This window comes from Thermus tenuipuniceus (genome assembly GCF_002964845.1).
In the GTDB taxonomy this organism is placed as follows: Bacteria; Deinococcota; Deinococci; order Deinococcales; family Thermaceae; genus Thermus; species Thermus tenuipuniceus.
This window is the reverse complement of record NZ_PRDA01000065.1, coordinates 12,434-27,985: the sequence shown is the minus strand read 5'-3', so window position 1 is coordinate 27,985 and position 15,552 is coordinate 12,434. Positions and strand designations below refer to the sequence as shown.

Sequence of the window (15,552 nt, the reverse complement as noted above, 5' to 3'; positions counted from 1 at the left end):
GACCCCCGGGGCGGATGCCGCGGCGGTACTACGGGATCGAAGAGGAGCTGCGGGGGCGGTGGAGGGGGCCTTGAGGGACCTGCAGGGGCGGTTGGAGAGGGAGGTGGAGCAAGGTCTATGCGTGGGCACTCAGCAGCCATAGAGGAAAGAGACTTCTCCCTATGCCCACCCCCTGATCCTGAAGCGCTTCCCCGGGCTCAGAACCCAATCAGGTCCTTCTTGGAGCCCAAAAGAAGCGACCCTGCCACCATGGCCGTTGCCTCCTCTCCGCTGTCCGGGCGGATAGGAATGGCCCCACCTCCCAGGAAGCTGAGGAGGAGCAGGACGAGCCCGAGGGGGGTGCCGAAAACAGCAGCGTCAAAGAGGAGCGGGGCCTGTTTCAGGCCCCGCTCCACCTCATCCCACGGGGCAAGGAAGAACCACAGGAGGCTTCCGAGGCTCAGGCCCAAAACCAACAGTCCACTCACCAGGTACACCGATCCCTTTCCCATATTTCCATAATACTCTCCCCTCAGCGTCCGATATCCGGATGTCTTACGCAGTGATGCGCGGCGTCTCAGCCACCTCCGCAAGCGTGATTTCCCGTGTCTCCCACGGTACGGATTTGGTCACCGTGCGGCTCGGTTCCCGCCGCAACCGACCAGGATCCCGACGCTACCGGTTTTACCCAACCAGGCGGTTCGCTAGTGGAACCCCCTACCCCCACTTTCAAGAACCCCGGGAAACACTGTTCCCGATGTACGTTTTACCACCCATCGGCAGTCCACCCTACCCTATCCGCCAAAGGCGGATCGGGGGAGTCCATGTATCCCAGGGCTAAAGCTGACGAACTGGGTTTGCAGGGAACCGAGGCCGCTGCCGTACGGGGAAACCTCCTCTTTCGCCTGGGTCAGCCGGGAGTCGAGGCCCAGATTCAAGAAACCCTGCAAGGGAGTACCTGGGCCCAGGGGGAGACCCTCAACCTCCAGGGCCTGCTGGCCTTCAGCCGGGGAGAGTTTGGCCCGGCAGCGGCCCTGTTTGCTCGGGCAGCGGTGCGCTTCCTGGCTACGGCGGAGACTGCCCGGCAGGTGGACGCCCTGAACAACCGGGCGGTGGCGCTGTTTGAGCAGGGCAGCCCGGAAGCCGAGGCAGTGCTGGGCGAGGCCTTGAAGGCTGCGGGCGAGGTGCCCCTTCTGTGGGCTCGAGCCCTGCTCAATCTAGGGGTGGTACGGGAGCGCCAGGGGCGCGTCGAGGAGGCCCAGCAGCTGTACCGGCAGTCCCTCGAGGCCGCACAAAAGGCCGAGGTACTCGAGGCCGAAGGCCGGGCCTGGAACAATCTGGGGGCGCCTTTGCGCCGGCGGGGCAGGCCGGAGGAAGCCGAGGCCGCCTACCGCAACGCCCCGGCCCTGGCCCGGGAGGGGCGGGAGTGGATGCTCAGCGCAGCGGTTCTGGCCTGGCCAACCTGGCGGAGCTCAGGGGTGACCCGGCGAGCCTCGAGGAGGCCATCGGCCTGCTGCAGGAGGCCCGCTACGCCGTGCTGGCCGAGCGTTACCGGGTCGGCTGGAGGCGTTCAGGCCCCGTTCAGGGTGGGTTTGCTAAGGTCTCCCGTGGAGGTAAAACGGATGAAACCCTCCTCTCGTCTTCTGCTTTTGGTTTTCGGTGTTCTGCTTGCAGCCTGCGGTGGGGGCAGCAGCCCGCCCCCCAGCAGTATCACCCTCACCGTGGTGGATAGCCAGAACCTGGGGTATGCTGCCGCCTACCAGCTGGGCAACGGAACCTGGACGGCCTTCACACCGAGCAGCAGCAACACCTACACCTTCAACCTGAGCGGCAACACCGTTTACGGGGTCGCGGTGCGCTGTAACCCCCTGGCTCCTGGCATGCCTACCCAGGTACAGGTGATTCAGGCCGCCGCCACAGAGCTCTCCAATCCCAAGGTGACCTGTAGCGGGCCTAACCCCAGCACGGTGAACTACACCCTCAACGTGAATGTCTCGGCGGTGCCGGGGATAACTGCTGGGGACAGCGTCATTGTCAGCGGAAAAGGCTTTAGCGCCGGGGCCAACGTGCTCAACCCGGCCAATCCGGTGGCGGTCAGCCTGTCTGCTCCTGCCGGAGCCCAGGACCTGTTGGTGACGGTATTCGCCTCGGGCAACCCCGTCAACTACAAGGCCGCCAAGGTGCTGCGCAACATGAGCATCAGCGGAGGGGGCTCGAGCAACACCTCTTTTGCCGCAACCGATGCCCTCGCACCGGCCAACCTCACGGTCAGCCTTCCGAGCGGCTTTACCCCCACCTTTGGCAATGCATCCGTAATATATCTGAGCAGCGATAACCAGGGCCTGGGCCAGGTAGGGTCCGCCATCGGGACAGCAGCGGCCAATTTCTCCTACCGGCCGGTCAGCGGGTTCGGGAGTGGGGATCGTTACTTGGCCTTTGCTGTGGCGGGGAATAGCAGCAACGTGCTGGAGCGCTACAAGGGCAGCACCGGCGGGAATATCGGCCTGACCCTGCCCAACCCCTGGGCTCCGGGCAGCCTCCTCCTGAGCGCGCTGGCCCACCCCACGGTGAACGGGCTGAGCTACAGCGGGACCAATCTGCAGGCCTACCGGATCGAGCTGGAGGACGCCACCCTGGTCTACCAGGTTACCCTAGGCAAGGGCTGGCTGGGCACCAGCACCGTCTACACCTTCCCCAACCTGACCAGCCAGTTGACCTATACCCCCTTCGCCAACGCCAGCACCGTTCAGGCCTCGGTGAGCGCGGTGCTTTCGCCCAACCCCGTATTGGGCCTAGATGAAAACAATCCGGCCTCCTTCACCGCCACTACCGATATCGCCCTGGCCATCGCCACCGGTAACTACACAGTGGGAGGAAGCAACCTGAGCCTTCCCTGATCATGGCGATCCGGGCTTTGGATCTGGGAGGCGAGAGCCTTCTCGTGACGACTCCCCGCTCTTCAAAGCGGGGAGTCGTCACGAGGGGTTGACAGCGGTAGTGGTGGCTAAAGTTGACCGGGGGAAGGAACTCAAAGGCAAGGGCAAAGCTTTTCCCGCCATTGCTCCTTTTTCCTGTAGACTCTGGTCAGGATGGGTAAAGTAGCCAAAGCGGGTTCAACCCTCTCCAGGGACCTCAGGGCCGATGGCTTCGTGGTCCTGCTCCCGCGCAAGCCTGGAAAGCCCCGTTTGCCCGAACCCGTAGTGCCCCGGGAGGGCAAGGCCACCACGGACTACCTCAGGGAAGCCCGAAGGTAAGCCCCTCCCCCTCCAAGGGGAAAAAGGTCGCTGAAGAGGGCCTTCTCGTACTCGAGGAAAGCCCTCTCCTCCCAGGGCAGGATGTAGACCTTGAGGCTGGGGGAATCCAGCTCCGCGAAGCGCCCCTCTTCCAGATCCCTGGCCCAGACGGTGAGGCGGAGAGCCTCCTCTGCCCTCAGCAAAACAAGAAGTCTGAGCTCTTCTTCCGATTCTGGCCAAGGTTGGGCCCAAAGCAGCAGTCCAGGATCATTTTCCATGGTTCCTCCTATATCAAGGCGGTTTGGGGCACGGGGATAGGCTTTCCCCGGAGGCGCGCGCCGTCAGCAAGTGCCTGGGAAGCCCGTTTCAGTCTTCTGCAAGCGGGTCCAGGAGGAGGCTTGCGAGGAAAGCGGCGAAAATCCCGGCCTCGCTCAAGAGAAGCCGCTCTTACCTTCCCGTCCCAGATCACGGTGGCGGGAACCACGCGAACCCCCGAAAGCGCAGCCTGGGTTGCCCCCTGTTCTACCCACCGCCTTGCTTCCTCCTCCCTCCACCCCGCCCCTGCCAGGCGCGCCAACCAGCGGTCAAGGGATCCGTGGTGTCCGATGACGGGCACATAGCGCACAAGGGGCCGCAGGTCTGGATCCCTCGACAGCCCCTCCTCCAGGCGCTGGCAAAAGGGGCACAGGGGGTCGCTGAAGACCAGCACAAAAGGGGCTTCCCTGGGGGGCCAGGCGTTCTCAAGAACCCATGAGGTAGGCTCCAGCCTGTCCTGACCGCGGGGAGCCAGGAACCCCAACACAAGAAGACCGGTGGCCACCCACGCCGCTCCAAACAAGACCTTCAGGGACCGCGAGGACACCGTAACCTCCTTCCTGCTCCACGACGAGGGGCGTCATGGTCCATGGCCCCCTTCTTGCCCCCACTTCTCTATCTGCCCCATGTATGTGGGGGCAAGAAGGCCCCCCCTCCCGCGCTGGCATCCCCACCCCGGGAAAGGCGGAGAAAAAGCCCCCATGCCAACGCCTCCCGGGCCCCCTCGAGGGCCTCCCGCCGCAGGCCAGGCCAGGCGGGATGGGCCAGGAGGCGCTCCCGCCATCCAGGGTCGTGGCGGTCCAGGCTCCCCAAGGGGTCCTCCCAGGAGAGCCAGGAAGGCGTCTTTCCATGGCCCAAGGCGTTGAGGACCCCGTCCCAGTCCCAGTGGCCCTGGGGGAAGCTGGGGTCAAAGCCGGGGAGGAGCTCCTCCAGGGTGAAGAAAGCCTCCCTCCACCCCTGGGGGGCCACCTCCCCAGGGGAGAGAAGCCGAACCTCCCCTTCCGGGGACCAGGCCAAGCGGAGCGGAAAGGAGGCCTCGAGGTCCACCCCCGCCAGGAGGGCCTCGAGGCCCTCCCGGAGCTTCTCCTCCCTCTCCAGCTCCCTCAAGGCCTCAGAGAGAGGCTCTGGTCTTTCCAGGGCCGCAAGCCCCCTTTCCAAGGTCCCCCGGATGGCGTAGAGGCCCAGAAGGGCCAGCCCCCCTCCCCCAAGGGCCAGGGGGGCATCCCCTTTCAGGAGGCCAAGCCAAAGGAGGAAGACCCCCATACCCCAGGGCAGGGTGAGGAGGACAGCCCAGCGGTAGCTGTACCTGAGCCAGGGGAAGCGCACCCCACTCCTGTAGACCAGCTCCCCCCCTAGGAAAAAGGCCAAAAGGGCAGGCAGGGCGGCGAGGGCCACCCAGGGACCAAGGCCGTGCCAGAGGAGAAACAGGCTGAGGCCCAAGGGAAGGAGAAGGCCAGGTACCAGGCGCCAGGCCCTTGGCCAGCGCCAAAGGAGGAGTGGGGGAAAGAGGGCCACGAGGACCAGGAACATCGTGACCAAAGCAGGATACCATGATGCTATGCCCGACACCACCTTCACCGCCACACCGGAGCAGGAGGCGGCGGTGGAGGCCTTCCTGGAAGGCAAGGACCTGAAGCTGGTAGCCGTGGCCGGGAGCGGCAAGACCACCACCCTCCGCCTCATGGCCGAGGCCGCCCCCAAGCGCCGGCTCCTCTACCTGGCCTTCAACCGGGCCATCCGGGACGAGGCCCGGGGGAAGATGCCCCCCAACACCCAGGTCCACACCCTTCACAGTCTGGTCTTCGGGGAGATGGTGCGCTCCGATCCCGGCTTTGCGGCCAAGTTTGAGGCGGGGAAGGGCCAGGTGCGGGCCTACCACATCCGGGAGGCCCTGGGCCTGGACGTGGTGGAGGCCTATGTGGTCAAGGCCACCCTGGAGAACTTCCTCCGCTCCAACCTGGCCCGCCCCCACCCCAGCATGGTGCCTCCCCCGTACCGGGAAGCCCTGAGGCGCAAGACCTGGGGAAACCACGGGGAGATCCTGGAGGCCATCGTGGGGTCGGTGAAGACCCTTTGGGACCGGATGCGGGACCCCGAAGATCCCTTCCCCCTTTCCCACGACGGATACGTGAAGCTTTGGGCGGCCAACGGGGGCTCCTTCCCCCCGGTGGAGGGGCTCCTGGTGGACGAGGCCCAGGACCTGAACCCGGTTTTCATAGGCGTTCTGGAGTCCAAGACGGGAATGCAGCGGGTGTACGTGGGGGACCCCGCCCAGCAGATCTACGCCTGGCGGGGGGCGGTGAACGCCATGGCCGTCCTAGGGGGGGAGGAGCGGCGGCTCTCCTGGTCCTTCCGCTTTGGCCCGGAACTGGCCGCCTTGGTGCGGGGCTTCATGGGCCGGGTGGGACGGGACCTGGCCTTGGAGGGCAGGGCCCCTTGGCCTACCCGGGTGGCGCCCTTTTCTTCCTCCGCCCCCGTGGGCCTGCCGGCAGCGGTCCTTTGCCGCACGAACGCCGGGGTGGTGCAGGCGGCCTTGTCCCTGGGGGTGCAGCGCTTTCACATCCAGGGAGGGGTGGAGGAGACCGTCCACCTCCTGCAGGACGCGGAGGCCCTGCGCCGGGGGGCTCCCAGGCCCAACCCCCACCCCGACCTCCTCCTCCTGGAGTCCTGGGACGACCTCGAGGCCCTCGCCGAGGAACTGAAGGACCCGACGGCGGGCATCCTGGTACGCCTGGCCCAACACTACAAGGACCTGGGCCTCCTGGCGGACTACCTGCACCGGGCGCACGTTGCCAACCCTAAGGCCGCCCCCCTGGTCCTCTCCACCGCCCACAAGGCCAAGGGGAAGGAGTGGCACCGGGTGGTCCTGTGGGACGACTTCCCAACGGTCTGGCGCAGGGAGGAGCGGGAAGGGCTATTGGCAAGGGGGCTGGACCTCCATGAGGAGGAGAACCTGCTCTACGTGGCCATGACCCGGGCCATGGAGGGGCTCCACCTCCGCCCCCCCTTGGACGAGCTCCTGGAGGCCTCCTCCCTGGTGCTCCCAGGGGCCGAGGAGGCCCCGCCCCCTTCCCCCGGCTCCCTCCTGGGGCGCATCCTGCTCTTCCTGGACGCCCTGGGCTCCCGCGAGGACCTGCCCGAGGAGGTGCGCCGGGAGGCCCTCAGCCTGAGCCAGGAGGCCCTCGAGCGGCTTTCCAGCTAGACGGCAAGAGGGGATTTCTTTTTTTCCAAAACCGAAAATGAGGATATACTGAAAACCAAGGAGGTGAAGCGGTGAAGAAGGGTGTCCTTGGTCTCTTCACGGCCCTGGCCGTACTCCTGGCTTCGCTGAGCGCTTGGGGGCAGGGGTTTGGGCAACATCAAAACCTCAAAGAAAGAGCACTGTGTGTGGATGCGCTTACAGGGATATTCGTAATCGACATCGAAGATGCCCATGCCCCGCCCGGCCTGGAAAAGACGAGCTTGGGCAAGGCCTTGGTGGACCGCTTGCAGGCGCATTTGGAACGAGCAGGGATTCCGGTAAACAAGGAGTTTAGTTGCGGCAGAAGTAAAGCGGATATGTCTCTACACTTTCTTCTTTTACCTATTTCCTTTTCATCTGGCACTTTGGGCTACGCCATCAGGGGCGATTTGTTGATAAAGGACTGGACCTCCCACCCCTACCCTGTGACCATCTGGGATGCCGGCCATCTCTGGGTAACCCCCTCCCGAACAGCTGCAGGCCTGAGGAAGGATCTCGAGGAAATGACAGACAGTATGGCTACGAAACTCGCCCTTGACTGGCTGAAGGGCAACCGCTAGGAGGCTTTCATGGGCAAGCGTACGGCGGTAAGGCTGATCACGGTCTTGGCTTTGCTCCTGGTCCCCGTGGCCTGGGCTTCCATCTCCCTGCTTACGGGGGCGGTGCTGCTGGGGGCTGACCGCCTCTCCTCCCTGGACCCTGAAACGGAAGTCCTGGACCGTACGGTGCGTTCCGCCGTGCTCCAGGCGGGAGAGGTCTGTTTGTTCCTGGAGCATCACCGTTACGACGGCGGCCTTAGCTACCTCAGGGCTTCCTCTTTGAGGAGTTCCCTCAGCGCCTCAGGATGGGAGGTAAGGGAGGTGGCCCCCTTTTCCCCATTTCTGGAAAAGACGGGAGTCTGGGTAGCCTTCAGGGGCCGGGAAAGGGTCTTTGTCTTCCTCATCCCCTTGAAAGATGTGGGTTACGTGAGCTTCTGCCAGGTGAGGTGACGGGGATGCGGGCCCTGGTCCTCTTGGCGCTTCTGTCTGCTTGGCCCTTGGCCATGGCCTCGGAGGGAACCCCCTCCCCTCTTTTGGGCATCCCCCTGCCGGGGAAATCAGTGGCAGGAGTGGAACGGTTGGACCTCGAGGATGCCTTCAGGAGGGTATCTTCCCTTGTGCGCTTCACCTGCAACCCCATAGCCCTGGAGGTCTACCGGTTGGAGCGGCCCTTGGGGGAACGGGAGCGCCTTGAGCTGGAGAGGAGGCTCAGGGAGACGGGTTGGTGGCTGGCCTTCACCTCCATCGGCGCGACCCGTGTGTGGTCCTTGGAGCGGGAGGTGTTTGGCCGCAGGACAAGGGCCCTCCTGGTCGAGGCCCAGGAGGGGAGAAGGGCCTTCCTGGGAACCTGCCCTAGCCTCCTATAGCCATGCACGGTAGACCACGTGGGGATCTACCTCTACCCCCACCCCGCCACCGGGGAACCCCTCATGCTCCACGCCTCAGCCCGGTGGGGCCGGGTGGTGGTGGAGCCCCTGACCCACTACCGCGTGAAAAAAACACAGGAGGAAAGAGTCATGGACAAGATCATTCGCCTTGTCGGTCTGGTCTTTTTGGGCTTGGCACTAACCAACTCCACCGCCTTTGCCCAACCTGGGGGGAATGCGCCCCTCCACGGAGCCGGGGAGATACAGCAGGTGGTACCAGAATCTCTCAATGGCGTTGCCTACGTTGCCGGTAGGTTCATAGCAACGGGAGACAGAGGGACCATCCTCACCTCCACGGATGGTCTTACATGGTGGCGGGTGCGCTCAGGTACAATCGCATGGCTACGGGGCATCGCCTACGGTGGTGACCGGTTTGTGGTAGTTGGCGCCAAGGGTACCATCCTCACCTCCACGGACGGCCTCACCTGGCAGGAGGTGCGCTCGGGGACGGACAAGACGCTCACGGCCGTCACCCATGCTGCCGGCCGGTTTGTGGCGGTGGGGGAAAAAGGGACCATCCTTACCTCCACAGATGGCCTAACCTGGAGCGTTAGCTCGATGGTGGGTTCGAAGGCGGGCAAGAATTTTCTTGCCGTCACTTATGGTGCGGGCCGGTTTGTAGTGGTGGGGTTGAGCGATACCATCCTTACCTCTACGGACGGCATCAAATGGCAAGAGGTGGATCTAAAATGGCCCTTCTTGCTCTGGGGCATCACCCACGCTGCCGGCCGGTTTGTGGCGGTGGGGGAAAAAGGGACCATCCTTACCTCCACAGATGGTCTCAACTGGCAGGGGGTGCGCTCGGGGACGGGTGCGTGGCTCTGGGGCATCACCCATGGTGCCGGCCGGTTTGTGGCGGTGGGGGATAAGGGAACAGTCCTTACTTTTACCGCCTCCTTCTTTTCCAATGCCATTTCTGCGGACGGCCTCAACTGGCAGGAGGTGCACTCGGGGACGGACAAGGCGCTCTGGGGCATCACCCACGGTGCCGGCCGGTTTGTGGCGGTGGGGAACGCCGGGGTCATCCTCACCTCCCCGGACGGCCTCAACTGGCAGGAAGTGCGCTCGGGGGCGGGTGTGGGGCTTGAAGGCGTCACCCACGGTGCCGGTCGGTTTGTGGCGGTGGGGAACGCCGGGGTCATCCTCACCTCTCCGGACGGCCTCAACTGGCAGGAGGTGAGCTCGGGGACGGACAAGGATCTCAGGGGCATTACCCACGCTGCTGGCCGGTTTGTGGCGGTGGGGTGGGATGGGACTATCCTCACCTCCCCGGACGGCCTCAACTGGCAGGAGGTGAGCTCGGGGACGGACGAGGGTCTATTGGCCGTTACCCACGGTGCCGGCCGGTTTGTGGCGGTGGGGTGGTATGGGGCCATCCTTACCTCTCCGGACGGCCTCAACTGGCAGAGGGTGAGTTCGGGGACGGACAAGAATCTATTGGCCGTCACCCGTGCTGCCGGTCGGTTTGTAGCGGTGGGGGTTGGAGGAGTCATCCTCATCTCCCCGAACGGCCTCAACTGGCAGGCGGTGAGCTCGGGGACGAGTGCCTCGCTCGTGGGCATCACCCACGGTGCTGGTCGGTTTGTGGCGGTGGGGCGGGATGGGACCATCCTCACCTCCACGGATGGCCTCAACTGGCAGAGGGTGAGTTCTGGGACGGATGAGTGGCTCTTTGGCATCACCCACGGTGCCGGCCGGTTTGTGGCGGTGGGGTTAGGAGGGACCATCCTCACCTCCACGGATGGCCTCAACTGGCAGCGGGTACGTTCGGGAACGGACTTGCCGCTCTGGGGCATCACCCACGCTGCTAACCGGTTTGTGGCGGTGGGGACTGAAGGGACCATCCTTACCTCTCCCTGATTCCCACCAGAAAAAGAAGGGGGAGGGAGATCCTCCCCCTGTGTTTTGTGCTTCTTGTTCGTGTAAAGAGCCCCTTCCTTCGCGCAAAAATGACTTTTGCGAAAGAGGGGGTCCAGGTGCTCAGGAGGTGAGCCTCTGCAGGAAGGCGTGGACCCGGAGGAGGCCCAGGAAGGCCTCGGGGAAGGGGCTTGCCTCCACCCGGCGGCGGTAGCCCTCGAGGTCCAGGGGGTCTTCTACCTCCTCGAGGTCCGAAGGGCCAGGAGCCAAGCCCGCACCTCGGCCTCCCCTGAGTCAGGGACGAAGGGTAGGGAGGCCTGGGCCGAGGCCACCCCCTCCAGGCGCCCTCCCGAGCCCTTCAGGAGCACGGCACTGGCGGAACCTCCCATCCCTGGGGCGAAGGAGCCATCCGTCAGGACCACATAGTCCACACCCTTGCTGCCCCTCTTGCTCCTCCTCTTGCCCATGCTCTTCATTGTTGAAGATGGCCCATTTCGTTCCCAGATTTTCCACCTTTGCGATATGGCCGGAAAGCTGCTCGAGGACCTCCCCAGCGGATCTTCTTAAAGAAACGAGGGGGTGTGGGGGAGCTATAATCCCCCGGTTTTCAAACCGTGGACCTATGAACCCCCCCCACACCGCTCATCCTGACAAAGACTTGGGCCAGCCCCAAGGGGGCTATCTCGCAGCCCCGCTCTGAAGAGCGGGGAGTCGTCACTTGACGGGTAGCTGGGGCTATGTGCGCGAAAGCGCGATTTCGCGCATGTGTTATACTACCCCCGTGGAACCCAGCATTATCTGGAAATCCATCGGCATTAAAAAGCCCGAGAAGGCCCTTCAACCCCTGGCCCCCTATGCTGAGTACCTCCTTTTGGAGCGGGGATACTCCCCCAGGGGGGTGCGCCGCTACCTCCAGGACCTGGCCCTATGGTTCCGTTTCCTCCAGGAAGAGGATTTCACCCCGGGCCCCGAAGCGGTGCGGGCGCTCCTCCTCAAGGAGCGTTGGGCCCCAAGGAGGGTGCAGGGGTTCCTGGCGGCCCTCCGCAGCTACTACCGCTACCTGGCCCAGGTCAAGGGAGAAGCCGTGTCCGATCCCACGGAGGGCATCGGCCGCCCCAAGGCCGGGCGCAGGCTTCCCTTGCACCCCGCTCCGGAGGAGCTCAAGCGTTTCCTCGAGGCCCTGGAAACCGAAAGGGAGGCCAATCTCCTCAGCCGCCTGGCTCGGTTCCTCTACGGCACGGGGCTTCGCATCTCCGAGGCCCTTTCCCTAAAGGGCCGGAACGTGATCCTCGAGGGCTCGGTTCCCGTGGCCATCCGGGTGGTGGGCAAGGGGAACAAGGAAAGGTTGGTGCCCCTTTCCAGGACAGCCCGGGAGGTGCTCTTAGAGTTGGGGCCACCCCAAGGCAATGTGAACGTTTTCACGTTTGCTCAGGGAAGGCACGGGGGCAGGGTTCCTTCCGCCCGGTACGTGGAGGCCCGGTTCCGGGAGGCGGCCCTGAGGGCAGGCCTGGATCCCAGGCGCTTCACCCCGCACAAGCTCCGCCACGCCTACGCCACCTTGCTGGTGGAAAACGGCGTGGAGCTGGACGCCGTAAAGGACCTTCTGGGCCACGAGTCCATCGCCACCACCCAGATCTACCTGCACGCCTCGAGGGAACGGCTCAGGGAGGCGGCCTCGAGGTTGCCCGAGCTTTAAGGCGGGTACACTGGCTCCCGTAGGAGGTACGCATGTTTATAGTGATGAACCGCATCCCCGTCAAACCCGAGTACGCCGACCGGTTCGAGGAGGCCTTCCGCACCCGGGCCCGCCTGGTGGACCGCATGCCGGGCTTCATCCGGAACCTGGTCCTTCGTCCAAAGACCCCGGGAGACCCTTATGTGGTGATGACCTTCTGGGAAAGCGAAGCCGCCTTCCGGGCCTGGACGGAGAGCCCGGAGTTTCGCGAAGGCCACGCCCGAAGCGGCATCCTTCCCAAGGAGGCCTTCCTGGGACCCAGCAAGCTGGAAACCTTCACGGCCTTCTTGGACTCGGAGGCTGGCTAGGCCCCCCTTGACCTACCGGGACCCGCGAAAGGTGATGCGGGACACTTGTCCCTTCGCCCTAGGCGTGCTATCCTAACAAACGACCGTTAGCCATGGAGCGGCGCGAGCAGATCCTCACCATAGCGGGCCACCTCTTCAGCCAGCGGGGTTACCACGCCACCAGCATGCGGGAGCTGGCCAAGCACTTGAACCTCCAGGGGGGGAGCCTGTACGCCCACATCACCTCCAAGGAGGAGCTCCTCTTGGAGGTGGTGCGCCAGGCCGCCGAGCGGTTCCTTGGGGTCCTGGAGGGACTCAAGGGCGATCCCGTGGCCAAGCTGAAGGGCCTGGTACGGGGCCACCTCGAGGTCATCGCCCAGGAGCTTCCCCGGGCCACGGTCTTCTTCCACGAGTGGAAACACCTCTCCCCTCCCCTTCTGGAGGAGGCCAAGGCCTTAAGGCGCCGCTACGAGGAAGGCGTGCAGAGGGTAATCCAAGAGGGGGTGGAGCAAGGAGTGTTTCACGTGGCCAATGTGCGCCTGGCGACCCTCTTCGTGCTTTCCGCCCTCAACTGGACCTACCAATGGTACCGGCCCGAAGGGCCCCTTTCCTTGGAAGAACTTTCGGAAGCCTACGCCGCCCTCACCCTGAGGGCCTTGGGCGTGGAGGCGAAGGGGGAAAAAGGAGGCGAGGATGGTTAAGCTCAAGCTCGGCTACCCAGAGGATCCCGACTACCAGGAAAGGCTTGAGGAGTTTGAGGCCCGCATCGCCCGGGGCGAGAAGATCGAGCCCGGGGACTGGATGCCCGCCGAGTACCGGCGCCAGCTCATCCGCATGATCTCCCAGCACGCCCATAGCGAGTGGGTGGGGATGCTTCCCGAAGGCGCCTGGATTACCCGGGCCCCTTCCCTGAGGCGGAAGCTCATCCTGCTGGCCAAGGTTCAGGACGAGGCCGGGCACGGGCAGTACCTCTACCACGCTGCCGAAACCCTGGGGATCACCCGGGAGGAGATGGTGGAGGCCCTTCTTTCCGGAAAGGCCAAGTACTCCAACATCTTCAACTACCCCACCCTCACCTGGGCGGATGTGGGCATCATCGGCTGGCTGGTGGACGGGATGGCCATCAAGAACCAGACCATGCTGGCCCAGTGCTCCTACGGGCCCTACTCCCGGGCCATGGTGCGCATCTGCGCCGAGGAGACCTTCCACCACAAGCAGGGGAAGGAGGCGGTTCTCCTCTACGCCAGGGGCTCCAAGAAGCAGCGCCAGATGGTGCAGGATGCCCTGAACCGCTGGTGGTGGCCCACCCTGATGATGGCCGGGCCCCACGACACCGACTCCCCCCACACCCCTCTCCTCTTGCGCTGGGGCATCAAGACCAAGACCAACGACCAGGTGCGCCAGGAGTTCCTGAATGAACACGTCCCCGAGCTCTTGGAGGCTGGGCTCACCATCCCCGACCCCGACCTCCGCTACGACGAGAAGACGGGCAACTGGATCCACGGGCCCATCCCCTGGGACGACTTCTGGAAGGTGATCCATGGGGAAGGCCCCATGAACCGGCACCGGCTCATGGCCCGGAGGAGGGCCCACGAGGAGGAACGCTGGGTGCGGGAGGCCCTCGAGGCCTACGGCAAGCGCCGCCTGGCCCAGGCCGCGGATTAGGAGGGCGCCATGTGGGGAACCGAGTGGCCCCGGTTTGAGGTGATCAAGCAGGACACCAAGCACAGCCCCCCACAGATGGTGGGCTCGGTGCACGCCGCCGATCTGGAGCACGCCCTCTTGGTGGCCCGGCACGTGTTCGTGCGGCGCCCCGCCGCCTACGCCCTCTTCGTGGCCCCGGCCGAGGCCTTCTTTCACGTTTCCCAGGAGGGCCTAAAGGATCTGAAGCCCAGCCGCAAGGAGGGAGGAGCCGAGGAGCCTTACTGGGTCTTCGCCAAGCGGAGCCACCGCCGGAGCATGGTCTACGGGGACCTGGTGGGCCGCTTCCTGGCGCAAGGCCCGGAGGATGCCATAGCCCAAGCCCTCCTGCAGGCCCAGGGGGTGGCCTTCTGGGCGGTTCCCGAGCGCCTAGTGGCGGGGACCGAGCCCACGGAGGAAGTGGTGGAAAGCTGGTTTGCTCCGGCCAAAGAGAAGACTTACCGCCTGCAAAGCTACTACGGGCTCATCACCGCCAAGGGGGTGGAGAATGCTTGAGGCCTACCTGAAAGACGCCCTGGTGGCCCGGATCACCGCCTGGGCCGACGATGAACTGATCCTGGCCCAGCGGCTTTCCGAGTGGGTGGGGCATGCCCCCATCCTCGAGGAGGATATCGCCATCGCCAACCTGGCCCAGGACGAGCTGGGCCACACCAAGGTCTGGTTGGGGCTCCGGCAGGAGCTGGACGGTGCCGACCCCGACCGCCTGGTCTACTTCCGCGATCCCCTGGAGTTCCAAAACGCCGTCCTGGTGGAGCTCCCCAAGGGGGACTGGGCCTTCACCATGGTGCGGCAGTACCTCTTTGACGCCTACGAGAACCTCTGGCTCAAGGAGGCAACCCAAAGCGCCTACGCCCCCCTGGCCGAGGCGGCAAGCCGCCTCCTGAAGGAGGAAAGGTTCCACCTGAAGCACTCCTCCCTCTGGGTGGAGCGCCTGGGCCAGGGCACGGAGGAATCCCACCGCCGGGCGCAGGAGGCCTTGGAAACCCTCTTCCCCTACGTTCGCCAGCTCTTCCAGCCTCTCCCCGGGGACGAGGCCCTGGTGGAGGCGGGGGTGGTACCGGACCTCAGGGCCCTCGAGGCCCCCTACCTGGAGGAGGTGACCGCCCACCTGGTGCGCTCGGGCCTAAGGCCGCCTGAGGGAGGGTACGTGCCCAAAAGCCGCCAGGAGCACACGGAGTACCTCTGGTCCCTCCTGGCGGAGATGCAGTCCGTGGCCCGCTGGGACCCGGAGGCGCAAGCATGGTAGAGCGGTACTGGGAAGCCCTAAAAGGGGTTAAGGACCCGGAGATCCCCGTCCTCAACATTGTGGAGATGGGGATGGTCCTGGGGGTGGAAGCGGAAGGGGAAAAGGTCAGGGTCCGCTTCCGCCCCACCTTTTCCGGCTGCCCTGCCCTACGGCTCATCCACCAAGAGATCGAAAAGGCCCTGCGGGAGGCAGGAGCCAAGGAGGTGGAGGTGGTGGAGGCCAGGGCCCCCTGGAGCACCGAGGACCTGGCCGAGGAAGCCCGAAGGAAGCTCCTGGGTTACGGCGTGGCCCCACCCCTTCCCCTCCCCCTGGCGGGGAAGGATCCCCCCTGCCCCCGGTGCGGAAGCCAGGAGGTGGTCCTCAAGAACACCTTTGGGGCCACCCTGTGCAAGATGCTCTACCAGTGCGCGGCCTGCGGGGAGGTTTTTGAGGCCTTTAAGACCGTCTGAAGGGGAAACATGAGGCCCGGGACCAGGAGGCGTACCGGGCCTTT

At 64.8% G+C, this 15,552-nt stretch carries 20 protein-coding genes; 14 read left to right on the top strand and 6 right to left on the bottom strand.

Translation table 11 applies throughout. The annotated features are described in order from the left end of the window. Positions 1–197 precede the first annotated feature (197 nt). Positions 198–491 carry a hypothetical protein gene (locus C2847_RS11485; RefSeq protein ID WP_105318474.1) on the bottom strand — a complete coding sequence of 98 codons (294 nt, stop codon included), beginning with the start codon at positions 489–491 and terminating at the stop codon, positions 198–200. Between the two features lie 312 nt (positions 492–803). Here C2847_RS11485 and C2847_RS12740 point away from each other — a divergent pair, with 312 nt between their 5' ends. After that, positions 804–2,876, top strand: a complete 2,073-nt coding sequence (locus tag C2847_RS12740; protein ID WP_244187461.1) for a tetratricopeptide repeat protein — start codon at positions 804–806, stop codon at positions 2,874–2,876. Between the two features lie 192 nt (positions 2,877–3,068). Then, complete coding sequence (locus tag C2847_RS12365; RefSeq protein WP_164835720.1) at positions 3,069–3,233, top strand: hypothetical protein; 165 nt, start codon at positions 3,069–3,071, stop codon at positions 3,231–3,233. Here the strand turns inward: C2847_RS12365 and C2847_RS11470 are convergent. The 3 genes from C2847_RS11470 to C2847_RS11460 form a co-directional block, all read right to left on the bottom strand. Then, the gene (locus tag C2847_RS11470; RefSeq protein WP_128415177.1) at positions 3,209–3,415 is read right to left on the bottom strand and encodes a hypothetical protein; all 207 of its coding nucleotides are present in this window, start codon (positions 3,413–3,415) and stop codon (positions 3,209–3,211) included. The genes C2847_RS12365 and C2847_RS11470 overlap by 25 nt on opposite strands. An 83-nt stretch (positions 3,416–3,498) precedes the next feature. Beyond that, positions 3,499–3,921, bottom strand: a complete 423-nt coding sequence (locus C2847_RS13075; RefSeq protein WP_164835719.1) for a DsbA family protein — start codon at positions 3,919–3,921, stop codon at positions 3,499–3,501. 221 nt (positions 3,922–4,142) lie between these two features. Further along, positions 4,143–5,057, bottom strand: a complete 915-nt coding sequence (locus tag C2847_RS11460; protein WP_105318470.1) for a hypothetical protein — start codon at positions 5,055–5,057, stop codon at positions 4,143–4,145. A gap of 28 nt (positions 5,058–5,085) precedes the next feature. Between C2847_RS11460 and C2847_RS11455 the strand changes: the two genes are divergently transcribed. The 5 genes from C2847_RS11455 (at position 5,086) to C2847_RS11435 (ending at position 10,093) form a co-directional block, all read left to right on the top strand. Continuing rightward, a complete protein-coding gene (locus C2847_RS11455; RefSeq protein ID WP_105318469.1) occupies positions 5,086–6,729 on the top strand; it encodes a UvrD-helicase domain-containing protein in 1,644 nt (547 codons plus the stop codon). Between the two features lie 71 nt (positions 6,730–6,800). Then, positions 6,801–7,328 carry a hypothetical protein gene (locus tag C2847_RS11450; protein ID WP_128415176.1) on the top strand — a complete coding sequence of 176 codons (528 nt, stop codon included), beginning with the start codon at positions 6,801–6,803 and terminating at the stop codon, positions 7,326–7,328. 9 nt (positions 7,329–7,337) lie between these two features. Beyond that, positions 7,338–7,757 (top strand): hypothetical protein, encoded by a 420-nt coding sequence (locus C2847_RS11445; RefSeq protein ID WP_105318467.1) that lies wholly within the window; start codon positions 7,338–7,340, stop codon positions 7,755–7,757. 5 nt (positions 7,758–7,762) lie between these two features. Further along, entirely contained in the window at positions 7,763–8,173 is a 411-nt protein-coding gene (locus tag C2847_RS11440) for a hypothetical protein (RefSeq protein WP_105318466.1), read from the top strand. A gap of 435 nt (positions 8,174–8,608) precedes the next feature. Next, the gene (locus C2847_RS11435; RefSeq protein ID WP_128415175.1) at positions 8,609–10,093 is read left to right on the top strand and encodes a WD40/YVTN/BNR-like repeat-containing protein; all 1,485 of its coding nucleotides are present in this window, start codon (positions 8,609–8,611) and stop codon (positions 10,091–10,093) included. A 120-nt stretch (positions 10,094–10,213) separates the two neighbouring features. Here the strand turns inward: C2847_RS11435 and C2847_RS12360 are convergent, their stop codons facing one another. Continuing rightward, entirely contained in the window at positions 10,214–10,360 is a 147-nt protein-coding gene (locus tag C2847_RS12360; RefSeq protein ID WP_164835718.1) for a hypothetical protein, read from the bottom strand. Beyond that, entirely contained in the window at positions 10,327–10,557 is a 231-nt protein-coding gene (locus C2847_RS12200) for a ribonuclease H family protein (RefSeq protein ID WP_128415174.1), read from the bottom strand. Before C2847_RS12200 ends, C2847_RS12360 begins: the two co-directional genes overlap by 34 nt. A 314-nt stretch (positions 10,558–10,871) precedes the next feature. Here C2847_RS12200 and C2847_RS11425 point away from each other — a divergent pair, with 314 nt between their 5' ends. The 7 genes from C2847_RS11425 (at position 10,872) to paaD (ending at position 15,508) form a co-directional block, all read left to right on the top strand. Beyond that, the gene (locus tag C2847_RS11425) at positions 10,872–11,786 is read left to right on the top strand and encodes a tyrosine-type recombinase/integrase (protein ID WP_164835717.1); all 915 of its coding nucleotides are present in this window, start codon (positions 10,872–10,874) and stop codon (positions 11,784–11,786) included. A gap of 32 nt (positions 11,787–11,818) precedes the next feature. Then, a complete protein-coding gene (locus C2847_RS11420; RefSeq protein WP_105318463.1) occupies positions 11,819–12,133 on the top strand; it encodes an antibiotic biosynthesis monooxygenase family protein in 315 nt (104 codons plus the stop codon). Positions 12,134–12,225: 92 nt separating this feature from the next. After that, positions 12,226–12,813: a TetR/AcrR family transcriptional regulator gene (locus C2847_RS11415; protein ID WP_105318462.1), complete on the top strand. Its 588-nt coding sequence runs from the start codon at positions 12,226–12,228 to the stop codon at positions 12,811–12,813. Further along, positions 12,806–13,777 (top strand): 1,2-phenylacetyl-CoA epoxidase subunit PaaA, encoded by a 972-nt coding sequence (paaA, locus tag C2847_RS11410; protein WP_105318461.1) that lies wholly within the window; start codon positions 12,806–12,808, stop codon positions 13,775–13,777. Before C2847_RS11415 ends, paaA begins: the two co-directional genes overlap by 8 nt. 9 nt (positions 13,778–13,786) lie before the next feature. Next, positions 13,787–14,308, top strand: coding sequence for a phenylacetic acid degradation protein (locus tag C2847_RS11405; RefSeq protein WP_105318460.1), 522 nt, complete (start codon positions 13,787–13,789; stop codon positions 14,306–14,308). Then, positions 14,301–15,059, top strand: a complete 759-nt coding sequence (paaC, locus tag C2847_RS11400) for a 1,2-phenylacetyl-CoA epoxidase subunit PaaC (RefSeq protein WP_105318459.1) — start codon at positions 14,301–14,303, stop codon at positions 15,057–15,059. Before C2847_RS11405 ends, paaC begins: the two co-directional genes overlap by 8 nt. Beyond that, positions 15,053–15,508, top strand: a complete 456-nt coding sequence (gene paaD / locus C2847_RS11395; protein WP_164835716.1) for a 1,2-phenylacetyl-CoA epoxidase subunit PaaD — start codon at positions 15,053–15,055, stop codon at positions 15,506–15,508. The genes paaC and paaD overlap by 7 nt, the downstream gene beginning before the upstream one ends. The last annotated feature ends 44 nt before the right edge of the window (positions 15,509–15,552 follow it).